Origin of the sequence: Nonomuraea sp. NPDC049141 (genome assembly GCF_040648415.1) — a bacterium.
Lineage (GTDB): Bacteria > Actinomycetota > Actinomycetes > Streptosporangiales > Streptosporangiaceae > Nonomuraea.
The window spans coordinates 238200-258797 of the sequence record NZ_JBEZDR010000007.1; the positions used below are offsets into that span (position 1 = coordinate 238200).

15 protein-coding genes are annotated in these 20598 nt (G+C 68.9%); 3 read left to right on the forward strand and 12 right to left on the reverse strand.

What is annotated here, in order from left to right; all coding sequences use genetic code 11:
* Positions 1 to 88: 88 nt before the first annotated feature.
* Complete coding sequence (locus AB0B91_RS22670; protein WP_358322747.1) at positions 89 to 3229, reverse strand: tetratricopeptide repeat protein; 3141 nt, start codon at positions 3227 to 3229, stop codon at positions 89 to 91.
* Between the two features lie 313 nt (positions 3230 to 3542).
* On the opposite strand from AB0B91_RS22670, the gene AB0B91_RS22675 reads away from it, so the two are divergent.
* Positions 3543 to 4667, forward strand: a complete 1125-nt coding sequence (locus tag AB0B91_RS22675; protein ID WP_358322750.1) for a hypothetical protein — start codon at positions 3543 to 3545, stop codon at positions 4665 to 4667.
* Between the two features lie 10 nt (positions 4668 to 4677).
* Entirely contained in the window at positions 4678 to 5616 is a 939-nt protein-coding gene (locus AB0B91_RS22680) for a carbohydrate kinase family protein (protein WP_358322753.1), read from the forward strand.
* Positions 5617 to 6484: 868 nt separating this feature from the next.
* Here the strand turns inward: AB0B91_RS22680 and AB0B91_RS22685 are convergent.
* The 3 genes from AB0B91_RS22685 to AB0B91_RS22695 all read right to left on the reverse strand — a co-directional run bounded on the left by AB0B91_RS22685 (position 6485) and on the right by AB0B91_RS22695 (position 8779).
* Entirely contained in the window at positions 6485 to 6715 is a 231-nt protein-coding gene (locus AB0B91_RS22685) for a type II toxin-antitoxin system RelE/ParE family toxin (RefSeq protein ID WP_358323564.1), read from the reverse strand.
* Positions 6716 to 6963: 248 nt separating this feature from the next.
* Positions 6964 to 8172: an alanine--tRNA ligase-related protein gene (locus AB0B91_RS22690; RefSeq protein ID WP_358322756.1), complete on the reverse strand. Its 1209-nt coding sequence runs from the start codon at positions 8170 to 8172 to the stop codon at positions 6964 to 6966.
* Positions 8173 to 8446: 274 nt separating this feature from the next.
* Positions 8447 to 8779, reverse strand: coding sequence for a helix-turn-helix domain-containing protein (locus tag AB0B91_RS22695; protein WP_358322759.1), 333 nt, complete (start codon positions 8777 to 8779; stop codon positions 8447 to 8449).
* An 838-nt stretch (positions 8780 to 9617) separates the two neighbouring features.
* Between AB0B91_RS22695 and AB0B91_RS22700 the strand changes: the two genes are divergently transcribed.
* Complete coding sequence (locus AB0B91_RS22700) at positions 9618 to 10124, forward strand: hypothetical protein (RefSeq protein ID WP_358322762.1); 507 nt, start codon at positions 9618 to 9620, stop codon at positions 10122 to 10124.
* On the opposite strand, the gene AB0B91_RS22705 is transcribed toward AB0B91_RS22700, so the two are convergent.
* The 8 genes from AB0B91_RS22705 to AB0B91_RS22740 form a co-directional block, all read right to left on the reverse strand.
* Positions 10102 to 10557: a DUF488 domain-containing protein gene (locus AB0B91_RS22705; protein WP_358322765.1), complete on the reverse strand. Its 456-nt coding sequence runs from the start codon at positions 10555 to 10557 to the stop codon at positions 10102 to 10104. The genes AB0B91_RS22700 and AB0B91_RS22705 overlap by 23 nt on opposite strands.
* Before the next feature lie 187 nt (positions 10558 to 10744).
* A complete protein-coding gene (locus tag AB0B91_RS22710) occupies positions 10745 to 11086 on the reverse strand; it encodes a DUF3024 domain-containing protein (RefSeq protein ID WP_358322768.1) in 342 nt (113 codons plus the stop codon).
* Positions 11087 to 11140: 54 nt separating this feature from the next.
* A complete protein-coding gene (locus tag AB0B91_RS22715; protein WP_358322771.1) occupies positions 11141 to 12556 on the reverse strand; it encodes a TIGR02679 family protein in 1416 nt (471 codons plus the stop codon).
* 14 nt (positions 12557 to 12570) lie between these two features.
* The gene (locus AB0B91_RS22720) at positions 12571 to 16722 is read right to left on the reverse strand and encodes a TIGR02680 family protein (protein WP_358322773.1); all 4152 of its coding nucleotides are present in this window, start codon (positions 16720 to 16722) and stop codon (positions 12571 to 12573) included.
* Positions 16722 to 17864, reverse strand: coding sequence for a TIGR02678 family protein (locus AB0B91_RS22725; RefSeq protein ID WP_358322776.1), 1143 nt, complete (start codon positions 17862 to 17864; stop codon positions 16722 to 16724). Before AB0B91_RS22725 ends, AB0B91_RS22720 begins: the two co-directional genes overlap by 1 nt.
* Complete coding sequence (locus AB0B91_RS22730) at positions 17861 to 19381, reverse strand: TIGR02677 family protein (protein WP_358322779.1); 1521 nt, start codon at positions 19379 to 19381, stop codon at positions 17861 to 17863. The genes AB0B91_RS22725 and AB0B91_RS22730 overlap by 4 nt, the downstream gene beginning before the upstream one ends.
* Before the next feature lie 67 nt (positions 19382 to 19448).
* The gene (locus AB0B91_RS22735) at positions 19449 to 19712 is read right to left on the reverse strand and encodes a hypothetical protein (protein WP_358322782.1); all 264 of its coding nucleotides are present in this window, start codon (positions 19710 to 19712) and stop codon (positions 19449 to 19451) included.
* Between the two features lies 1 nt (position 19713).
* On the reverse strand, positions 19714 to 20283 hold the full coding sequence (locus tag AB0B91_RS22740) for a DUF6461 domain-containing protein (protein WP_358322785.1): 570 nt from the start codon (positions 20281 to 20283) through the stop codon (positions 19714 to 19716).
* Positions 20284 to 20598: the final 315 nt, after the last annotated feature.

The following is a 20598-nucleotide window of genomic DNA, read 5'->3' on the forward strand; positions in this document are numbered from 1 at the left end:
TCTTCTTACCTTTCGGCAACTTCGGCGTTTACCGCAGTAAGTAGACCATGGCCGCTTAACAAAAACAAGAAAGGGCCCCTACCAGATTTCAACCCGCCGCATCGTGATCATTCAGTCGATTCTGCAGAATACCCGCCTCCGGAGCACCCAACCGCTCAAATATCCCCAAAGCCTCCCTCCATACCCCTTCCGCCGCACTCCTCCCATAAATATGCAAAAGACTCTCACCGAGGCGCCGCAGAGAACCCGCCACCAGGGAGGGATCCGCCACATCCCTCGCCAAAGAGAGCGCCCGCTCATAAGTCTCCCGAGCAAGGACAAACTGCCCACCGACCTGCTGAGTATCACCAATCCGCTGGAGCGCACGCGCAGTCTCGTACGAATCTCCTATATCCCCCGAGATGGCAAGCGCTTTCTGGAAATGGATCAGCGCTTCGGCGGTCATCCCCATGCCCAGGTACATCGACCCGATATTACTCAATGCGTCCGCCTCATTCCGGCGATCACCGGTCTCGCGGTAAATTGACAAGGCCTCACGATAGAAGTGCAAGGCCTCATCGCGGCGCCCCTCATAGGCCATGACGCCGGCCACGTTGTTCAAGGCCACAGCCTCGTTCTGCCGCCATCCCGCCTCCCGCATCGTGGCGAGCGCGTCCCGGAACAGACTGAGCGCCTCCCGGTGATCACCGCGGTTGAGGTGCAGCTCTCCGAGATTGTTCAACAACATCGCCTTGGTGGCGACATCCCCCATCTCCTCCACGATCTCCAACGAACTCTCGAAGACGGCCACCGCCTCCTCCGTACGCCCCAGGTACGAAAGCGCGATCCCCGAATGCAGCAACGCGTTCCCTTCCCCATGCCGATCCCCCACGGCACGAAACAGCGCGAGCGCCTCCTCCGCGTACGCCAGTGCCTCGCGGTTGCGCCCGGACAGCCAGTGCACGTGGGCGAGGTGGTCCAGGGCATCGGCCTCGCCACGCCGGTCGCCGAGGGCGCGGAAGGCACCGAGGCCGTTGACGGCGTGTTCGAAGGCCTCGGGATAGTGGCCCGTGCGGCTGCGTACCAAGCTCAGTTCGAGCTCCACGCGGGCCTCCCCCTCGCGGTCGCCCACCTCCTGACAGGCCCGGCGAGCGAACTCATGGATGCGGGCGGCGTCCTCCCAGTGCGCCGAGCGTTCGAGGTACGTCGCGACGGCCTGCGAGAGACGAACCGCATGCTCCGGAAAGCCTCGCTCGGCGGAGTGGCGTACGCACATGACCAGATTGATCCGCTCGGCGCGCAGCCACTCGGCGGCGGAACGCGGATCGCTCACAGACGATAGATCGGAGGGCGGATGGGCCACGTCCACGGCGGCCCTGCGCCTGTGCGGGTAGAGGGCGCGATCAGCCTGGTCGGCGGTGTGCAGGTAGAAGTCGAGCAGCCGATGTACGGCTCGCCGCAATTCCGCCGCGGGTTCCTCCTCAGCGGCGCGCTCCCCCGCGTACGCGCGGAGCAGATCGTGAAATCGGACCCGGCCGGAGTCCGGTTCCTCCACGAGGTGCCGGTCGATCAGTTCCTCCAGGATGCGCTCGGCCCGCGCGAGGTCGCAGCCGATCAGCGCCGCGGCCGCGCCCGCGGTGAGGTCGGCGCCGACGTGCAGGCCGAGGCGGCGGAACGCGTGCCGCCGCTCCGGAGTCAGTTCCCGGTACGACAGTTCGAACGCGGTGACGAGGTCCCTGTCTCCCGCGTGCATCTCGGCCAGCCGATCCCTGGATCGGGACAGCTTCGCCACCAGGTCTCCGACACCGCGCGCCGGCCGGTGGCGGAGCTTGTTCGCCATGATCGTGACCGCGAGCGGAAGGTACCCGCACAGCTGGACGAGCCGGTTGACGTCTCCGGCGTCGAGCTGCCGGTCCTGGCCGACGATCCGACGGAAGAGCAGCGCCGCCTCGGGTGGCGCCAGAGCGTCCAGCGGGAGCGGTCGCGCCCCTTCGAGGCCGGCCAGCCGCCGCCTGCTCGTGACCAGCACCAGGCAGCCGGGCGCCCCGGGAAGGAACGGCCGCACCTGGTCGGCGCCGGCCGCATCGTCCAGCACGATCAGTATCCGGCGGTTGGCGAGCCACGCCCGCCACAGCGCCGCGCGCGGCTCCAGCGCCTCGGGAATCCGCCGGGGATCCTCTCCCAGCAGCCGCAGCAGGGCGTCGAGACCTTCGGCCGGGTCGAGTGGCGGCTGGTGGGGATCGTGCGCGCGGAGATGGAGGTACCACCGGCCGTCCGGATACCGGTCCTTCAGCCGGTGAGCGGCGTGGATGGCGAGCGCCGTCTTGCCGATCCCGGCCATGCCGTCGATGGCCTCGATCACGACCGCTGAGGGGGAACGATCCACCACGGCGTACAGCCGGCTCAGCTCCGTCTCCCGCCCGGTGAAGTCCTGGACATCCCTGGGCAGGTTGTCGGCGAGCGGCCCGCCGGGGGTGCGGTGGCGGGCGGGCGGCGCGGCCAGCTCCGGATCGCCGCGGAGCATGCGCTCGTACGTGCCGCGCAGGGACGGCCCGGGTTCGGCTCCGAGGTCGCCGATGAGGCGGTGGCTGGCTCGGTGGTAGGCCTCCAGCGCGTCACCCTGACGCCCGCAGCGATACAGGGCCACCATCAGATGTTCGACGAACGATTCGTCATACGGATACTGATCGACCAGCCCGTACAACTCCCCGACTAGTTCGGCGTGCCGGCCCGCGTCGAGCTCCATCGCCAGGCGCGTGCCGATCGCCGCGCGGTGTTCGCTCTCCAAACTCGTTCTGAACGTCGTCACCCATTCTCCGGGCAGGCCGGAAAGCGGATCGCCCCGCCACAGATTCTCCGCTTCGCGGAGCAGGCGGAGCGCGTCTTCCGGGTTCCCGCTGGCCGCAATGGCCCGCGCCTGCACGTTCAGCTGCCGAAAACGATGCAGGTCTATCCGTTGGGGATCGACCTCCAGAACGTAAGCCCCGGAACGGGAAGTCAGCCGCGCCCGGGTATCGCCGAAGCGCCGATTCAGACGGCCGCGCAGCCGGGCGATATAGCTGTGGACGCTCTCACGCGCCTTTGCCGGCGGCGCGTCGCCCCAGACCCGGTTGATCATGGTCTCGATGGACACGGGCTGCCCGGGCGACAGGAGCAGGATCGCCAGCACGTACCGTTCCTTGGCAGATCCGAGCTCACACGCCTCCCCGTCCGCCCACAACTCCACGGAGCCGAGTATTCGGAACTCCATGAGTGTCCTTTCACCGCTAAAGGCCCACGTGTCGCCAGTTTCCCGCGTATTCGCTTAATGGTCCATACGCACCTTTGATCTGACTCTTCAACTTCACGATTGTTGCAAGGTTTTGTCCAGGAATGTGGTCGACTCTTGGATTGAGCCGTTAAGACGGGGATTACGGCCGGGGCGAATACGGCGAAAGGAAACCACGCCGTACACGAAAAGTGGGGGGTTCGAAAGCCCGATGTCCTGTTCAGAGGGGTACCGCGTGCCAGTGGGGCCAGATGCGGCGCGCTGGGTGACGCGCCGCGGCCTGCGGACTGTACTCGTGATCGTTCACACGGTCACCGCCGGGCAGCGTCTGCTGGACGTCGTCCGTCTTCTCGCCGCCGACCTGCGCGTCCAGGTGGTGTTCACCGTGGGCCCGGACGTCTTCGGCAACGGGGTGAGCGAGTTGCTCGGACGCATCGGCGGCGTGGTGATGCCGTGGCAACTGGCCATCCGCGAGCGCTTCGACCTCGCCGTCTCCGCCGCTTATGGGGGGATCGAGGATGTTCACGCGCCGCTCGTCGTCATCCCGCACGGCGCGGGTTACAACAAGCGGGTCAGCCGCCGGCTGGGCGGCGGCGCCGTCGCGGTCCGCGGCGTGTACGGGCTCAGCGCCCAGGAGCTGGTCCGGGACGGCATGGTGGTCCCGTCGGCGATCGTGCTCGCCCACGACGCGGAGCGCGGGCGGCTGGCGCGGAGCTGCCCGGAGGCCGTCGCGGTCGCCGAGGTCGTCGGCGACGCCTCCCATGACCGGCTGGTCGCCAGCGCGGGCGAGCGGCGCACCTACCGCCAGGCCCTCGGCGTCCAGGACGACCGCGAACTCGTGGTGGTGACCTCGACCTGGGGGACGCGGTCCCTCTTCGGGCTGCGTGCGGAGCTGATCCGGCGGATGCTGGCCGAGCTGCCTCGCGACCGCTACCACGTGGCCGCGCTCTTCCACCCGAACGTCTGGTTCGGGCACGGCATCTGGCAGGTGCGATCCTGGCTGGCCGACTGCCTCCGTGACGGGCTCGTCCTGATACCGCCCGAGGCCGACTGGCGCGGGGCGCTCGTCGCAGCCGATCACGTCGTGGGGGACCACGGCTCGGTCGCGGTGTACGGCGCGGTCTGCGGCGCCTCGGTCCTGCTGGTGGGCGGTTCGGGAGACGATGTGGACCCGGAGTCCGCCGGGGGGCTGCTGGCTTCGGCCGCGCCCCGGTTACGTTCCGATCAGCCACTGACCGCGCAGTTGCGCGCAGCTGCCGCCTGCCACCGTCCGGGGCTGCATGCCGCGGTCGTGGCACGGCTCACCTCGGCCCCCGGCCGCTTCGACCGGAACATGCGGCGCCTGATGTACCGGCTGATGCGGATCACGCAGCCGCCCACCATCCCACGGACCGATCCGGTCCCCCCGCCTCATCTTTGAAGGAGAAGGAATGGGCAGCAAGATAGTCGTAGCCGGTGTCACCAGCCTCTACCTGGCCATGCCGGTCGCGGAGTTCCCGCTCCCGTACACGTCGCAACGCTTCCCCGGCTGGATGCGAGCCGAGGTGTCCGGGGCCGCGTGCCACATCGCCGACACCCTGCGCACCCTGGGCGACGAGGCCCGCCTGTGCACCTTCGTGGGTGAGGACGTCGCGGGCGAGGCGATCAACGCGTCGTTACGCACCCGAGGGCTGTTCGGTCCTGGGGTGGTGACGGTGCCGCGCTCGTCGCTCGGCGTGGTGCTCGTGACTCCGGACGGACGGCGCTCCGGGCATCCGTACGTCGCCGCGGTCAACACCGTCGAGTACCCGGTCGAGGTGTTCCGCCGGCTGATCCGCGGCGTCGATCTCGCCGTACTCACCAACACCGCGTTCGTCCGGCCCCTGCTGGGGCACGCGCGGGCGTCGGACGTGCCGATCGCGGTCGACGTCCACCTGATCACGGACATCGACGACGCGTACAACCGGCCCTGGCTGGAGGTCGCCGACATCGTCTTCTGCAGCCACGAACGGCTGGCCGGGCCGCCGGAGCAGTGGGTGGCGGGGGTCTTCGAGCGCTATCCCGGATGCGCGATCGCCGCGGTCGGACTCGGCGGGCGCGGTTGCCTCGTGGGGCTACGCGACGGCACCCTGCTCGAGGCGGCGGGTGTCGCACCGCGTGGCGTGGTGAGCACCTCGGGGGCGGGGGACGCGCTGTTCGCGTCATTCCTTCATGGCTGGCTCGCCACCCGGAACCCCATCACCGCGCTCAAGGACGCCGTGCTCCACGCGGGCTGGAAGGTGGGTGACACGTTTCCCTCCGCGACCTCACTGACGGAGGAGGAGTTGGCCCGGCTACGAGAGAGCCACCAGATCACTACGTCCCTCGGTCGCTGGGACACCGCCGCGTGAGGGAAGGAGTACCGGAGCCGCCGTCGCCGGGGCCGTGTTCGGCGGGCTCCGGTTGCCCGGCTCGGCCATCGCCCAGTCTCACACACGCGACGGCCGCGAGGCATAAGGTCCAGATGTTCCTGCTGCGATGCTTCGACCGGGGATGATCTGGACTGGTTAGATCTGGGTCTTGTAGAGTCCTCGACATTCCCGTTCCCCGGGCATCCCATCAAGATCATTACAGCGGACCGCCACTCCCTCACGTAAGATCGCGAAAGGCTTTGGCTAGAAAAGAAAAGCTTGATAGATATACTAGCCTTCCCCCGGGGATGCGATTCACGTCCGACGATGCAGATGAGTGTCCGAAAGGACTGAAATGCGCCCTTTTGCGGTAGTTGATATGATGATGTGGGTTATATCCCACATCCTAACACTCATATCTCGCGCGACAGGCTGACCGATGCATGTCAAAAGCCACCGCCCACTGGCGGTGGCTTTTGACATGCGCCTTGTAGTGGCTAATTCTATCGCACAAATTCTCCCTGATGCGAGGCCCGCCAGTCCCGGCTGAACGAGATCCGCCGCACGCCCAGGAGTCCGCGCCATAGACCATCTGACCAGCGCCTGGAACGAGCGACACCGGCTTCCCCAAGGGCCAGGGACCCACATAAAGCAACCTTCCACGCACTCTCGCCACGGGTGGCAACCAAATCAACCGTTCCGCCAAGCACCGCAACGTAACAGGAACGACTTCGATCCCGAATACTTCGCCGCTGTCGCTACGCGGGTCGAGCACGCGAGCCTTTGCCTTGACATCGCCCCACTTGACGAATTCCGCGCCCATCGGCCCTCCTGCTCCTTCAACGCGATCAAATGCTCGATGAACCGCTCATCGGTCGGCGGAAATCGCCTCGTCGTACCAGGATCCCCAGCCCCCCGCCTTGTCACCAGCGACCAGGAAGATAGCTTCCCGCGCCGGATCGCATGCGAAAACCAGGTGAATCCCGGTCGCGCCCGAGAATGGCGCGCGCAACTCTTTCATGTTGTGGGACTGGCTGCCTTTGAGACTGTCAACCAGCGGACGGCGCGCTGTCGGCCCCTCTTCGGCGAGTTGGTCGATGGTGTCCCGGTCGGCCGCCTCAGCGGGAAGAGCGCCAGCCCGCGTCGCCTTCTACGCCGGACGACGCGTGAACGAGGTGGGCATGGTCCAACGCAACAACCAGGCCGCCGAACTCGCCGAAGCCCGTACACGAGTCCAGGCAACCGTCGCCCTCGCCCTCAAAGTCCCCGGGCTCGAATGGCCCACCTGTTCCGAGCCCCGATCTAGGGCGGGGCTCGGCCTACAGCTGTCATGACCGGGCCTTCCCCTTACGCCCGAGAGCTGGACGTGCGAGTGGATGGACCTGATCCGCCCTCGGTGAGCAGGCCGACAACGAGGTCGCGGGGCAGCCCATGGGTCTGGTGCAGGTAGTGGTAGTCCTCCTCGCTCAACTTCCCGACAAAACCCTCTCGGGTCAGCACCTGCCGCCCTCGCCTGAGGAGCGTGGAGAACCGTCGCTCCTCATCGAGCAACACCTCACGCACATGGCTGACCTCGCACGATTGCCGGAAGTGCTCCAGCGTGTGCCCAATGAGCTCCCGAGGAAGGTCAGACAAGAGGCGGGAGGAGTCATCGCGCCACAGAGCGGTGAGCACACGTCGGGTGAGCCGGCGCAGCACATAGCCTCGCCCGGTGGTGGACGGCGTGACCCCGTCGCCGATGACCACGATGCTGGAACGCAGGTGGTCCACGATGACACGTAGTGACGACTCGTCCGTGCTCCACAGGGGCGGGATGGTCTTCATCCATGGCAGGAACAGATCGGTCTCGAAGACCGACGGCTTGTCTTGCAAGACCGTGAGGAGCCGTTCCAGCCCCATCCCCGTGTCGATCCCGGATTGCGACAGGGGTTCCAGGCTGCCGTCCTCGTGGCGGCGGTAGCGCATCCGCACGTGGTTCCACACCTCCACCCACCGCTGATCACTGGTCGGGGTGCCCTGGGGCGGGCCGTCCCCGGTCCAGACGAAGATCTCCGAGTCGGGACCGCACGGACCAGTCGGCCCGTTGGACCACCAGTTGTCCTCACCGGTCAGCTCCACCGGCACGCCCAGCCCGCCCCATGTCCGCAGCGACTCGGTGTCGGGCCCGACCTGCTCGTCGTCACCGAAGACCGTGACGTACAGCCGCTCGGGGCGGATGCCGAAGCCATCGCGCAGCAGCTCGTAGCCCCATTGAAGGCTCTGCTGGTGGTCGTAGTCACCCAGCGACCAGGAGCCCAGCATCTCGAACACCGTCAGGTGGGTCCTGTCGCCGACCTCATCCAGGTCGGTGGTGCGCAGGCAGCGTTGCAGGTTGACCAGGCGCCGCCCGAGCGGGTGCGGGTGGCCCTCAAGGTACGGGGTGAGCGGGTGCATGCCGGAGGTGGTGAACAGCACCGAATCTCCGGAAGACGGCAGGAGCGAGCTTCCGGGGATGCGTTGATGGCCACGCTCCCGGAAGAAGTCAAGGAAGGTGCTGACGGTCTGATCGACGTTCATGGCAATAGGCCCTTCGTGGTCATGAGGGACCGGAAAGACCACAAGCACAGGCTGCGAACAAGAGTCAGACGACGCACTGGCGGCCGTTCCCGGTCGCCGGCGATGAGAAGGAGGTCAGGCAGCGGCAACCGGCGAGCTGGTAGCTCGTGCGGCTGCGGCGAGAGTGCGCTTGGAGACCTCCATGGGCCGGATGGTATCGAAACGGCCGGGTGAGGATCACCTGGATTTCCAGCCGGCAAGGGCGGCGGACAGCGCCGTCTTGCTGAACCCTCGCTTACGCGGAGATCGGACTCGTGCTCCCCGGCGGCGCCGGGACGCTGACTCCGTCCTGGGCGGTGCCGGCCCCCAGCTGGATGGACCGCGCACTCACCGACCACGTCCGATACCAGATATCGTCGAGAACGATGTAGCGCTCGCGCCGCCGGCCTTCGCGTTCGCGCCTGATCAGGCCGAGGCGTTCGAGGTAGCCGACTGCCTTGGAGATCGACGCCGGGCTGACGCGCAGCCGCTGGATGAGTTCAGCCGCCGTCAGGCCTTCGGTGTCGCTGGTGAACAGGTAGACGAGCACCTTCGCCATCATCGGCGGGAGCCCGGTCTGGACCATCATCGCTATGAACCGGTCCTCGAAGGCGCGTACTGCCTCTAGGTCGCGACCCTAAGGGGTCTCGGCAGCGATCGGCTCGGCCGGGGGCCGGGCTGGCTTGCGGCGGCGGGCGCGTCACGCGGTCGCGGCCTGTGCCGCGGCGGCCCGGTAGGCGTGGGGGCCGCCGTTGCGGCCACGTCGCGATGTGTCTCTCCCTCACCGCTGAGACGCTCATTTTCACGCTCGGGCAGTGGCAGGCATGGTTAGACGGGGCCAATGATGGCGAATTCGACCATCTGCCATAAATCGTATGGCATTGGCCTGAACAGTTCTTCCACGTCGGCGGCCTTCCGGACGGTACCCGCATGAGCGATCATGACAAGCCCACGCGGAAGCCTCACACGAGGCGGGAAACCTCGATGAATGGGCCATCTTCGACGATTTCCAAAGCTACGCTTTCGGTGACGGCGTCAACCGCTGTGTAAGCGCTCACGACGAAGGATTCGCAGTGGGGCAGCATTCCCTGTTTGGCCCAGACCTTGAAGCGGTCCAGTTGAAGCCGAACGACCCTCGATTTCAGCGACTCAGGGTGCTGATCACGGTGAAGGCCGCGCCCAACCCCTCCGAGACCTAAGAAGAGACCGTATGCGTCGCGGCGCTGCGCCTAGATCTCGACAAGCCTGGGTGGATACGGCTCTACCCGATCAACTTCCGGGAGCTGGACGGGGACAGCAAGTTCAAGAAGTACGACATCATTAGCTTGGACGCCAAACCCAACACAAGCGATCCACGGGCAGAGAGCTGGCGCCCCCGTGCAGATAGTTTCGCGGTCGAGACGCACGTCAAAGGATGGGACCGCCGGATGTCCTATGTCGACGACTACGTCGAGGGCTCGATGTGCCATCTCGTCGACGCCGTCCGCGAGAGGCCCGATGCCCGCTCGCTCGCCGCGATCCGGCCAAAGGAAATCATCGGAATCGACATAAGGCCGCATCCCGGCTGGACGCCCGAGGAACAAGCGAAGATCGACCGGTACGTACAGCAGCTTGACCTTCTCGACTCGGGGCCTCGCACCTCCCTGCAAGCTCCCCGGTTCAAGGCGTGGTACCGCTACCGGTGCCATTCAGGCGGCTGCACCACGCATCGCCAGGGAATCTATGACTGGGAGCTCGTCGCCCTGCAGCGTCGATTCAATGACCGCGATGATGACGGCCTGAAGCAGGTCATTCATGACAAGTTCTGGGACATGATGTGTTCGCCGAACCGCGACACGATCTTCTACGTCGGAAACCAGCAGGCGCATCCGCGGAGCTTCATCGTCTTGGGCGTCGTCTACCCCGAACGCGCTACGCCGAAATCGCGTAGCTGAACCGTTCGCGTAGCGCTTCCAGGACCAAATCCCGGTGACAGCGAACCTCATCGGCCTCGAAACACATCACCGCTACTCGCTGCTCTCGGGCAACAAGGGCAATGCGCTCAAGGCAGTCACGAGCGTCGTCGTCATAGAGCGACTGAGCGTAGATACCGCGAGCGGTCCCGAGCTCTGCGGGACTACCCCCGAAGGCTGCACGGTTCCATTTCGGGTTACCCAGTGCGCGCATGTGCTCATAGACGATCCCCGCATCGGTAAGGGCCGCGGACAGCGCCGTCTTGCTGAATCCCCGCTTACGGGAGATCGGAGTGAGACGAACATCGACCAGCATGGTCACGCCCTCGCGGCCCAGCTGCCCGATGAAACCGTCGAGGTCACATCCCTGGTAGCCGACGCCGACCACGCCAGTTCGCTGATCGTCTGTGAACATGCACCGCACTCTCTCACGCCAGGACGCCGCCGTCACTTCGTTCCCAGAACACGCCGGCAGCGATTCGCCGTCCCATCTCAGGGTCACCGAGGCAGACGAGGAAGTCGAATCGATCTACAAATCGGATGGCGAAGGAGCGGACGAGCGCGAGCGAGCCGGCGCTCCGGTTACGCCGACCATCCAAAGCTCAACCAAGAAGGACTCGTCGGGGATCGTCGAGCGCATCCAGCAGGGGCACCACGCTGCGTGCGGCGGGTACGTCGTCGACCAGGTGCCAGCGGGCGTTGCGGTCCGGCCAGTACAACAGCCAGCCGTCATGGCTGTACCGCAGTTGCGCTACCGGGCGCGAGGTCCACTCCTCATCGGGCGTCACCGGCTCCCACGGAACGCGTCGCTCGACAAGCGTCACGTTGCGTCCACGCACGCCGTACTCCATCCGGACCTGATCGCGCGCATGCTCGGGTACCTTCTCCGCACACCATCGCGCGACGCGAGCCACATCCGTTTCCGGAACGGAGGAAGCAGCCATCGCCAAAGGCTACCGACTGCACCGCGACCGCTAGCGTACGCGAGAGCCATCCCGTCACCACTTACCTCGATCGCTGAGACCTGGCGACAGGTCGCTGAGCAGGCCGGGCAGGACGAGCTCTTCCTCCACCCGGACCGCGTGGCGCTCCATCGCCTCCGCCAGGGCGGGATCCCACGGCGTCGGACACGGCCGTCCGGTCAACGCCGCCTGGGAGGCCACTGCCGGAGATACCGCCCCTTGAGAGGCCCCCGCTTGGGAGGCCACCGCTTGGGAAGCCGCTTGCGAGGCCGCTGCCGGAGAGGGCGCCGCCGCGGAAAGCGCCGCCGAAGAGGGTCCGGCCGGAGAGAGCGCCGCCTCGTAGGCGGCGGTGTCGAAGCGCCAAGGCTCGAAGCCGTACCGGTCGTGGACGGCCGCGGCGATCGCGACGCCGCCCCAGTCGAAGTCGCCGTGGTACGCGAACCGCCCGCCGCCCTCCGACAGCAGATCGAGCAGCCGCCAGACGGCCGCCGACGGCCGGCCGCCACCGCAGACCAGCGGCGGGCAGGACGGCCCCAGTTCGTCGGCGGCGGCCGCCACCACGACGGGGTTCTCGCAGATCCGCACCAACCCGGCAGAGGACAGTGGTCCGTCGTGGCGGCGGAGCTGGCGCAGGGTCAGAACGCAGGGCTCCCCTGCGGCACGGGCCGCCGCCAGCATGTGCCCGGTCGGCGTCCGATCGTCGCCCGGCAGACCGAGGCAGAGCACCAGCGAGGACAGGTCGTCGAGGTGCACGCCGACAGCCGCCCACGCGGCGCGGCGTGCGTCCGCGCCGCCTTCCCCGGGGTAGGCGCGGCCGGTGAGCGCCTTGGCCACCGACAGCGCGAGCGTCCCCAACGGCCGCCCCTCGTCCAGTGCGTGGGCGTCACCGGTGGTCTGCGCGGCCAGGCGGCCGATGGGCAGGCCGGGCGACGGCAGCCGGGCCACCACCCTGGCCAGCTGGTTGAGCAGGTGCCGTGCCTGGTCCGGATCCGGGGCGAGTCGCCTGACCAGGCCGGTGGACTCCAGCCAGGCCCGCCATCCGGCCAGCTCGGGGCGGTTGGCTGTCGCGGTGTCGAGGTTTCCGAACGCCTCCCGCCAGGCCGACGCCGACGCCTCCCGTTCCCCGGCCAGGTCACGTAGGGGGCCGCGGAGTCGTACCACCGCCTCGTGGAGGCCGTTCGGGGCGGCGCCGCTGGCGCGCAGCACTCGGTCCACCTCCTCCAAAGAGACCGACAGCGAGATGCCCGTGCCCGCGCGGCGGCCGAGCAGTAGTTCGGCCGCGCGGCGCTGCGCTGCGGAGGCGGTGCCGAGGGTGATCGTGCCGGTGAGTGGCCGGCCGCGTTCGAGGCGCTGCCGGGCGCGTTCGACGAGCCACGCCGTCTCCTCGCCGCCCAGCAACCGCCGCAGCCGCTCCTCACCGGTCAACCCGTTGCTGGTCAAACCCTCTCCCACCGCATCTCCGCCCGTCAAAGCAGGCTGTCCTGTACGGCGGTGGAGGTGGAGGAAGCATCCGCGGCCGAGGTGGCGGAGGTGGCGGAGGTGGCGGAGCCAGGCTCGGCGTTGACGGCATCGGCCATGGCCTGGGGCCGCTCGGCCCGTGTCCGCTCCCGCCCATCCCACCGCCACGGCGTCACCAGCACGGCGTCGATCCCGTCCCGCCTGGTCAACTGGCAGATCGCCAATCCCGGCACCGACGGATAACAACCCCACTCACGCTCGCTGGTCATCACAACGTCCATGTCAAAGGTAGCCAGCAGCCCCAGACACTTGGCCCGCGAATCATCATCCACCCCGGCGAACGCCTCATCCAGCGCCACCAGCCGCGGAGTGTACGGATTCCCCGCCGACTTGTAGTGCGCCGACGCGGCGGCGAACAACGGAACGGACGCGGCCAGCACCCGCTCACCACCCGAGGCAGGCCCGGTGGCCGGCCGCCACTGCCCGTCCTGGAGCCGCTGGATGGCGAACTCGTGCCAGGTCCGATAGTCCAACGCCCTGGTCAGCGCCTCGGTCCAGCCCGCCGCCGGGTTGTCGGCGTGTTCGCGGGCGATCCGCTCCTGAAGGAACGCCCCGACCGCCGCCCGATCCTCCAGCGACCAGGCGTCGACGATCTGCCGGAGCTTGTCCCGTACGCGATCGAGCCCTTCGGGGGCGTTCCTGGCCTGTTTCCACAGCAGACGCAACCGCATGCCGGTGGACGTGGGGCGGGCGGCCAGTTCGGCGTTCATCTCGCGTACCTCGGCCTCGGCCGCGGTGATCAGTTCCTGTAGCGTGCCCGCGACCTCGTTGAGCAGGTGGTTCTCCAGGATCTCGCGCTCTTTGGCCGACAGCAGCCGGGCGCGGTGCTCGGTCTCCTCGCCGAGCGCCGCCACCAGGCCGGGCACTTCCCGGGTACGGCCCTGAAAGAGCACGTCCACCACCATGACGCCTTCGCGCAGGGTCAGGCCGACCGAGTGGCCATGCCTGGCCATGGCGTCCGAGAGCAGTTTGTGCTCCTCCGCGATCTTCTTCTGTACCCGGTCCCAGGGCCCCTCGCCGTCATCGACGCTCTCAAGCGAGGCGTTGACGGTCCTGGCCAGGTGCACGGCGGGGGTGGCCGCCCATTCGGCGGCCGGATCGGGGATGTCGAGCTCGGGCAGCGCGACCCGCATCAGCCCGGTCGCGGCGAACGCCCGGAACTCGCGTACCTCGTCGTCACGAAGGTCGGCCGCCTCCTTGATCTGGCGGCGCAGGCTCGCGCTGGTGGCCTCGGCCCTACCCCGCTCGGTCAGCGCCTGCTGCTGGTCGGTCCGGGCCTGTTGTTCCTGTTTCGCGCGTTCGCGCAGCTGGAGCCGTACCTCTTCGAGTCGGCCGAACAGCTCTTCCACGGCGGCGCCCGCGGTCTCGGTCAGTTCCCGGTAGGTCTCAGCGGCGGCTTCCGCCTGCTCGCGCGCCTCGGCTGCCACCGAGGCCGCATCGGTCAGCGACTCGCGGGCCTGCGCGAGGTCGTCGGCGGCCTCCCGCGCGGCCTCCGCGGCCGTGCGCGCCGCCTGCGCGGCGGGCCAGAGCTCGGCCAGCGCCAGCCGGTACGCGGCCAGGCCCGCTTTGACCGCGGCCAGCTCCTCAGCGACGACGGGCAGGCCTACGTCACCCGCGAACTCCGCCGCCCGCTCCCGCGCACCGCCCAGCTCACCCTGCCGGTCCTCCGCGACCCGCTCGGCGTCGCCGTGTTCGGTCGCCAACTGGCCGCGCCGCTCGTGCTCGGCCGCCAGCTTGACGTGCGCCTCTCGGACGCTCGCGTCCGGCGGCAACGCCCGCTGCTCTGCGGCGAGGTCATCCTGGCGTACGACCAGCGCGGCCAGTTCCTCGCGCAACGCGGTGATCTGCGCGTCGACCCGGACGAGTTCTGCCCGGAGCGCGGCCAGCCTGGCCCGTCTGGCCGCTTCCCGGGCGCCTTCGCCGATGTAGTCGGCGCTGTCCTTGTGCCAGGATCCGGCCAGCACTCCGTTGCCCCACCGGCCGTCGACCGCGACCCACGTCGCCGCGCCCGGCCCCAGCCCGATCGCGGACAGTACGGCGTGCACGGCGGCGTCCGGCAGCGCGGCGGCCCGTGGGTCGGCCCGGTCGACGGCGGGGCGCAGCACGACGGCGCAGGACGGCCCGGAAACCGGCGTCCCCGCGACGATGGTCGTGTCGTCCTCGGCCAGGAGGGTTCCGGCGGGAGTCAGCCAGGCGTCGAGGATGCCCGCCGCTTCCAGCGCCGCTTCCAGTCCGGCCCGGTGCTCGGCGGGCACCGCGTCCGCGAAGTCCACGGCCCGCCACAGAGGTGCGCCCGGACGGCCATCGCGGGCGGCACCTCGGGTGTGCGGCACGGGCGGGGCATCGTGACCGCCCGCCTCCAGCCTGACGATCTCCTCCCCCAGCTCCCGGGCCGTCTGGCGGGCCGTGGTCAGGGCCGCGTCCAGTTCGGCGCCGCGGCGGGCGAGCGCGGCGGTGGCGGTGCGGACGGCGTCGTTGACGGCGGCTTCCGCCGGATTGGCCGCGTCTGCGGTGCTCGCCCAGGTCGCCAGTTCGGCGAGCACGCCGTCGGGGTCCTCCAGTCGCAGCTCGGTCAGTCCGGCCAGGTAGAGCGTGTACGCCTGGACGAGCTCGGTGATCCTGGCGGCCGTGGCCTCTTCCGCGGCGGCGATGCGTACGGCCGACGCCTGGAGTTCGCCGGTCAGCCGGTCCACTTCCGCGCGGGCCGCGGCCAGCCGGGACTCGGCCTGAACGACGGCGTGGAGCAGCCGTTCGAGCTCGGCCACGGCCTGTTCCTGCCGGGTGGCGAGCGCCTCAGCCGCCGACCTGTCCAGCGGCTCGCCGGCCAGCCCGGACGCGCGTGGCTCGCCAGGCAACCCAGCCGCGCGTGGCTCGCTGGGCAGCCTGGCCTCGCGGGCCGCCCGCGCCGTCTGCTCCTGGGCGGCCGTCAGCGCGGTGGCCGCCTGGTCGGCCTTGAGCTGGGTGGTGTCCGCCCGTCCGCGCATCTTGTCGACCTGCTGAGTCAGGCGGTCTCGATCGCGGTCGGCGCGGCTCGCGTGCTCGCCCAGCCGCCGGGCTTCTTCGCCGGCCTGCTTGAGCCGCTCGGCGGAGCGCATCTCCGGGCTCTCCTGGAGGGCGTTCCGGCGAGCCTCCAACTGGTTCTGCCGCGTGGCCAGGTCCGAGAGCAGGTCGTCGAGGTCCTCCAGCCTGGCTTCCGCGGCGGTCTGCCGGGCTTCCGCCTCGCCCAGGTCACGGCCCAGATGTTCGTAGCGGCTGTGCGCCAGGCGGGGGCCTGCCGCTTTGCGCTTGGCGGCGATGGTGGCGTACCGGCGGTAATGGGTGAGGAACGCGGCTGCGGCGGCGCGGGCCTCCTCCAGCCCGCGCAGGGCGTCGCGCTCCTCGTCCAGGCCGCGGAACGCCTCGGCGACGGTGGCGATCAGGGCGGGGCTGAGCGGCGGCAGCGCCTCGGTGAGAGCCCTGGACAGCAGCCTCTCGTCCGGCTTCTTGGACAACTGGGGCTGGCGGAGCTGGATGAGCAGGTTAACCAGCGCTTCGTAGCGGTATTCGCCGAGGCCGAACATCGCCTCGTCCACCGCCCGCCGATAGTCGGCCGCCCGGTCGTACACCATGCCGTGGCCCTCAACGGCCTCGCTCAGCTTCTCCCTAGTCAGCACCACCCCGGTGGCGGACAGCAGGTGCAGGTCGAGGCCGGGCCGCTGGGGCGTGACGAAGAACCAGTGCCGTATAATGCCACGGTCCTTGACCGCCTTGAGCCCGCAGCCGATCGTACGGAACTCGCGGGTGCCGTCGGCCGCGCGGCGGCCGAACTCCAGCCAGGCGTAGCCCAGTCGCTCGGTATGCGGGTGTTTGCCGCCGAGCAGGAGGTTCCACTCCATCCGCTTCTGCCGGTCGCCGTCGGGTTCGACCCGGTGCGGGGCCAGTTCGCCGTCCAGCAGGAACGGCAGGGTCAGGGCCAGCACCTTCGACTTGCCCGTGCCGTTGTTGCCACGCAGCAGCAACCGTCCGTCGTGGAAGTGGAACTCCTCCACGTCGTAGTAGAACAGGTCGACCAGGCCGGCACGCAGCGGCTTCCAGCGTTCTGAGGTGGGCTGGGGGAGCATCACGATCCTTTGACGACGGGTGCGTCGAGGGCGTAGCGGGCGATCGCCGGCAGCCCGGCGACCGTGTCATGGTGGACTTCGGCCAGGCGCAACGCGGTCAGCTTGCCCAGTGCCGTGGCCAGCAGGCCGTCCTCGGCGCCCGGCTCGGTCACGCCCTTGCGCCAGAAGGACGTGTGATCGCGGGCGGCCTGCTGTACGAAACTCCTGAGCTCTTCCATGCTCTGCTCGCCGCGCGCGGCGAGCAGCTCGGCCACCAGCAGCGTGATGTGGCCGTCAGTACGCTGCTCGGGCATGCGTACGTCGGTCAGCTCGTCGTCGGGGTCGGCCATCGCGATGCCCTCGGCGCGGACCTCGGCGACCAGGCCGGTGGCCTCCTCGATCCGGCGGGTGATCGCGTGCCGCTGGGAGGTCAGGTACGCGCGTTCGGCCTCGTCCAGATCGGTGTAGTAGACGACCGGATCCTCCAGAAGCCGCCGGGTGAGGCGGCGGCGCAGCGCCTGGTTACGCAGGTCGTCGGTGTCGGCGACCGGCTCGGCCGCCAGCTCCGCGATCCGCGCGCCAAAGGACTCGGCGGTGATGGTGGACGGGCCGCGGGTGCCCGTGAGCAGGGCGGCCAGCACCGGTCTGCGCACGTCGTACAGGACGTCGCCGGTGGCCGACAGATAGGCGTCCTCGTCGCCCGCGACCTTGCGCAGCACGCCCCAGTCGATGAGCGTACGCACCACCGCCACCAGGTCGGCCCGCTCCTGGCGGCTGTCCAGGGTGAAGGCGAAGTCCAGCTCCGGCTCAGCCGCCGCGCTCAGCACATCTTCGGCGAGCCCGCCGAGCGTGGTCTGCGCGTCGGCCCGCTCCAGCATGGCCAGGGCCAGGCAGAGCACCACATAGCGCCGCCGGCCGTACGGTTCGCCGGCCCTGCCGCGGGCGGGATGGGTGGCGTCGGACGGGTCGGGCGCCGTCTTGAACAACCGCGCGCTCTCGGAGTCGACGACCAGCCGCCAGCCCGTCTCGCGGGTCAGCCAGTCGCGCAGTTCGCTCAGGTGGCGTCGGACCAGCACCAGCTTGTCCGGATCGCGCAGCAGCGGGGCGGACAGCAGGGCACGCAGCGCGGTACGCCGCTGGGCCTGCTCCTCCTCCGGCGTCACGGCGCCACCATCAGGTCGGTGATCTCGACGACGTGCTCCGGCCCGGTCAGCACGCCGTCGTCGGTACGGATCTCGACCAGGTCGCCGCCGGGGACCAATGCCAGCCATACCTCAAGGGAGCCGTCGCTCGTCACGGTCTTCACCTCGACGTCGTCCGGGTGCCGCGCGGCCAGCGCGTCGCCCAGCAGACCGAGGAAGAGCCGGAACGCACGCGGATCGAGCACGTCCAGCTCCGACAGCAGCACCGGCCCGTCCGTACGCAGCCGCGCCCGCGCCGCAGCGGTCTCGGCCGCCTCGCGCTCGGCCTGCTCCAGCAGCAGCCGGCGAGCACGCGTGCGGTCGGTCACCTTGTTCGGCTTGCCCCGCCGCTCATAGGAGCCGGTACGGCGCAGCTGCGGCGAGATCCTGATCGGCGGCGCCTGCGCCCAGGGCGTGGCGGCCGGCACGTCCTGCCATTCGTCCAGCGTCGACGCGGTGACGCTCAGATGCCGAGCCGAGCTCAGCCCGAACGCCGCCCGCCACAGCCGGTGCATCGATGCCTCATCGGGCGCCTCGGCGAACCAGCGGGCCAGCGTACGGAAGTCGGCCGTACGGTCGGAGCGGCCCGCCCGCCGCTCGTTGAGCAGCCCGACCGTGTCGATGAGCTGCTTGATCGCGGTCACCGCCGCCTGCCGCAGCAGCCGTGCCTGCGACGGGTGGCCAGCGTCCTGGCTGACGAACCAGCCCGTCAGCCCGCGCCACCGGTTCCGCCACGAGCCGAGCGCCTTCTCCTGGGCCTGCCCCTGCTCCGCACCGTCCGGCACCGCGTCGGCGGCCTCACGCCGGGCGGCCAGCACCAGCAACCGCTCGTGATCGCTGCCCTCCAGCTCGACGAGCAGCGCCGCGATCCGCGCACCCGAGTTGGCCAAGTCGGCGATGAACCGGTTGATGTAGTCGATCAGCCGCTCCTTGTAGGCGACGAACCCCTCCACATCGCCGTCGGAGAAGTCGATGGCCCGCCGCAGCGACGCCATGAACGCCTGCGCGTTGTCGGCCAGCGAGGAGAACCGCTCGGCCAGCGACAGCAACAGCAGGTGCACCCTCGCGGGGTCGGGTTCGTCCTCCCCGGCGAGCAGGGCCAGCGACTGCAACTGCTCGGCGATGTCGGCCAGCGCCACCGACTGCAGCGAGCCGCGCCGCCCGATCGCCTCCTCGTAGAACGCGATGGCCTGCTCGGCGGCCTGACCGGCCGGGGTGAGCTGGAACAGCAGCCGTTTGCGATGGAACTCCTCGACCGTGGTGACTCGGCCGGTGTCGGCGTCGGCGCGCAGATTGCCCCACTCCACCAGCTTGTCCAGCGCGCCCGCCAACTGCTCGTCACTGTCACGCCGCAGCTCGGCGGCCACGTCCTCGGGGCGCAGATGCACGATGAACCGCTCTTTGGCGCTGACGAAGGTACGCAGGACGTCGCGGTAGAGAGTGGCATTCGGCGCACTCAGATGCGCGAAAGGCTGAGGCTCCTGGGGCGACGAGGACATGGAGTCAAGTGTCCCTCATGTCCTCCGCGTCGAACGGGGATTTCCGCTGCCGGTCGTGTCTGTCTGGTCAGGCCGCATGGGCCTCGAACCACAGGGAGCCGAGATCGTGCCCAGAAGTGAGCCGGACATCCGCGTCGAGAGCAGCGGCGAGGAGCCGGAGGGGTACTGACGTTTCCGCTGCTGACGAACAGTGCTCGCCCCACCGGAACAACGCCCGATCTCCCTCGATGTGCAGCAGGAACTCGGCGACAAGGATGCTGTTTGGCGTCACCCGGGCGAACTGGTCGGTGATCTGCCGTTCCTGGCGGAGCTGCCACCCCCAGGCGTCCATGTCAGGTGAGGTGCCTGGTGGACCCGATGAGCGCCGGACCGTCGAGGGCCTGTGGCGTGAGCCTTACTCCCGTGGCCCGCTCAGCCAGCGCGAACGCGGTGTGGATCGGATCGCCCCAGTCCTCGTCGTCGTCATCGACATCCTCGGTGGGCATGCCGAGTTCGACCATGTGCGCCAGCAGTCGATCCTCGTCACTGCCCGACCGGGAGCCCGGGTAGTCAGGCTCGAACCTGGTCACCACCTGGCCATCGGCCGCGTAGACAAAGTGCTGGTGGGCGTTGATGTTCAGGAACACAGAAGCGGTCACCGTTCCCACCGACAGCGGCTTGGTCACCGAGTCCTGTATCCCGGCGAAGCCGTTGGGCTCGATGAGGATGGTGCCGCCCTCGACCGCGCTCGCGGCGACCGCTCCCACGTCAAGGAAGTTCTCGATGTCCGCCTCAGGATCAGCGGTGATGCCCAACCGGTCGAACACCTCCTGCGGGGTCAGCCCTCGAACGAAAGTGATGCAGAAGGCCATGGCCAGACTTTCGTCGTGGTCGTCAAACCAGGCGTAGTCGTCGGCGTTCATTGGGCTCCACATCTTTGGGGTCAAACGCTGGAGATCCTGCCAGGCCAGTCCGACAGGAATTGTCGGTCTCCCTGCCTAAGGTCCAGGCTGTGATCACCTATCTCACGGGCGACGCGACCAACCCGGCCGACCAAAGACGGGCCGCCCATCCGCTACGACGCGATCGACCGGGGTCTGGAAGCCGTCGCTGCTACCGCCATCGAACTTGGCGCGAGCGTGCATATGCCACGGATCGGCTGCGGTCTGGCGGGCGGGACCTGGGACCGGATCGAACCACTCATCGCCCACCGGCTCGTTGAGCAAGGCATTCCGGTG

What these genes read in the sequence shown, in the direction of transcription:
- AB0B91_RS22700 (WP_358322762.1), top strand. Translation starts at nt 9,618, where the DNA reads ATGTCCTATGTCGACGACTACGTCGAGGGCTCGATGTGCCATCTCGTC.
- AB0B91_RS22670 (WP_358322747.1), bottom strand. Translation starts at nt 3,229, where the DNA reads ATGGAGTTCCGAATACTCGGCTCCGTGGAGTTGTGGGCGGACGGGGAG.
- AB0B91_RS22705 (WP_358322765.1), bottom strand. Translation starts at nt 10,557, where the DNA reads ATGTTCACAGACGATCAGCGAACTGGCGTGGTCGGCGTCGGCTACCAG.
- AB0B91_RS22740 (WP_358322785.1), bottom strand. Translation starts at nt 20,283, where the DNA reads ATGAACGCCGACGACTACGCCTGGTTTGACGACCACGACGAAAGTCTG.
- AB0B91_RS22680 (WP_358322753.1), top strand. Translation starts at nt 4,678, where the DNA reads ATGGGCAGCAAGATAGTCGTAGCCGGTGTCACCAGCCTCTACCTGGCC.
- AB0B91_RS22730 (WP_358322779.1), bottom strand. Translation starts at nt 19,381, where the DNA reads ATGTCCTCGTCGCCCCAGGAGCCTCAGCCTTTCGCGCATCTGAGTGCG.
- AB0B91_RS22720 (WP_358322773.1), bottom strand. Translation starts at nt 16,722, where the DNA reads ATGCTCCCCCAGCCCACCTCAGAACGCTGGAAGCCGCTGCGTGCCGGC.
- AB0B91_RS22710 (WP_358322768.1), bottom strand. Translation starts at nt 11,086, where the DNA reads ATGGCTGCTTCCTCCGTTCCGGAAACGGATGTGGCTCGCGTCGCGCGA.
- AB0B91_RS22735 (WP_358322782.1), bottom strand. Translation starts at nt 19,712, where the DNA reads ATGGACGCCTGGGGGTGGCAGCTCCGCCAGGAACGGCAGATCACCGAC.
- AB0B91_RS22695 (WP_358322759.1), bottom strand. Translation starts at nt 8,779, where the DNA reads ATGATGGTCCAGACCGGGCTCCCGCCGATGATGGCGAAGGTGCTCGTC.
- AB0B91_RS22690 (WP_358322756.1), bottom strand. Translation starts at nt 8,172, where the DNA reads ATGAACGTCGATCAGACCGTCAGCACCTTCCTTGACTTCTTCCGGGAG.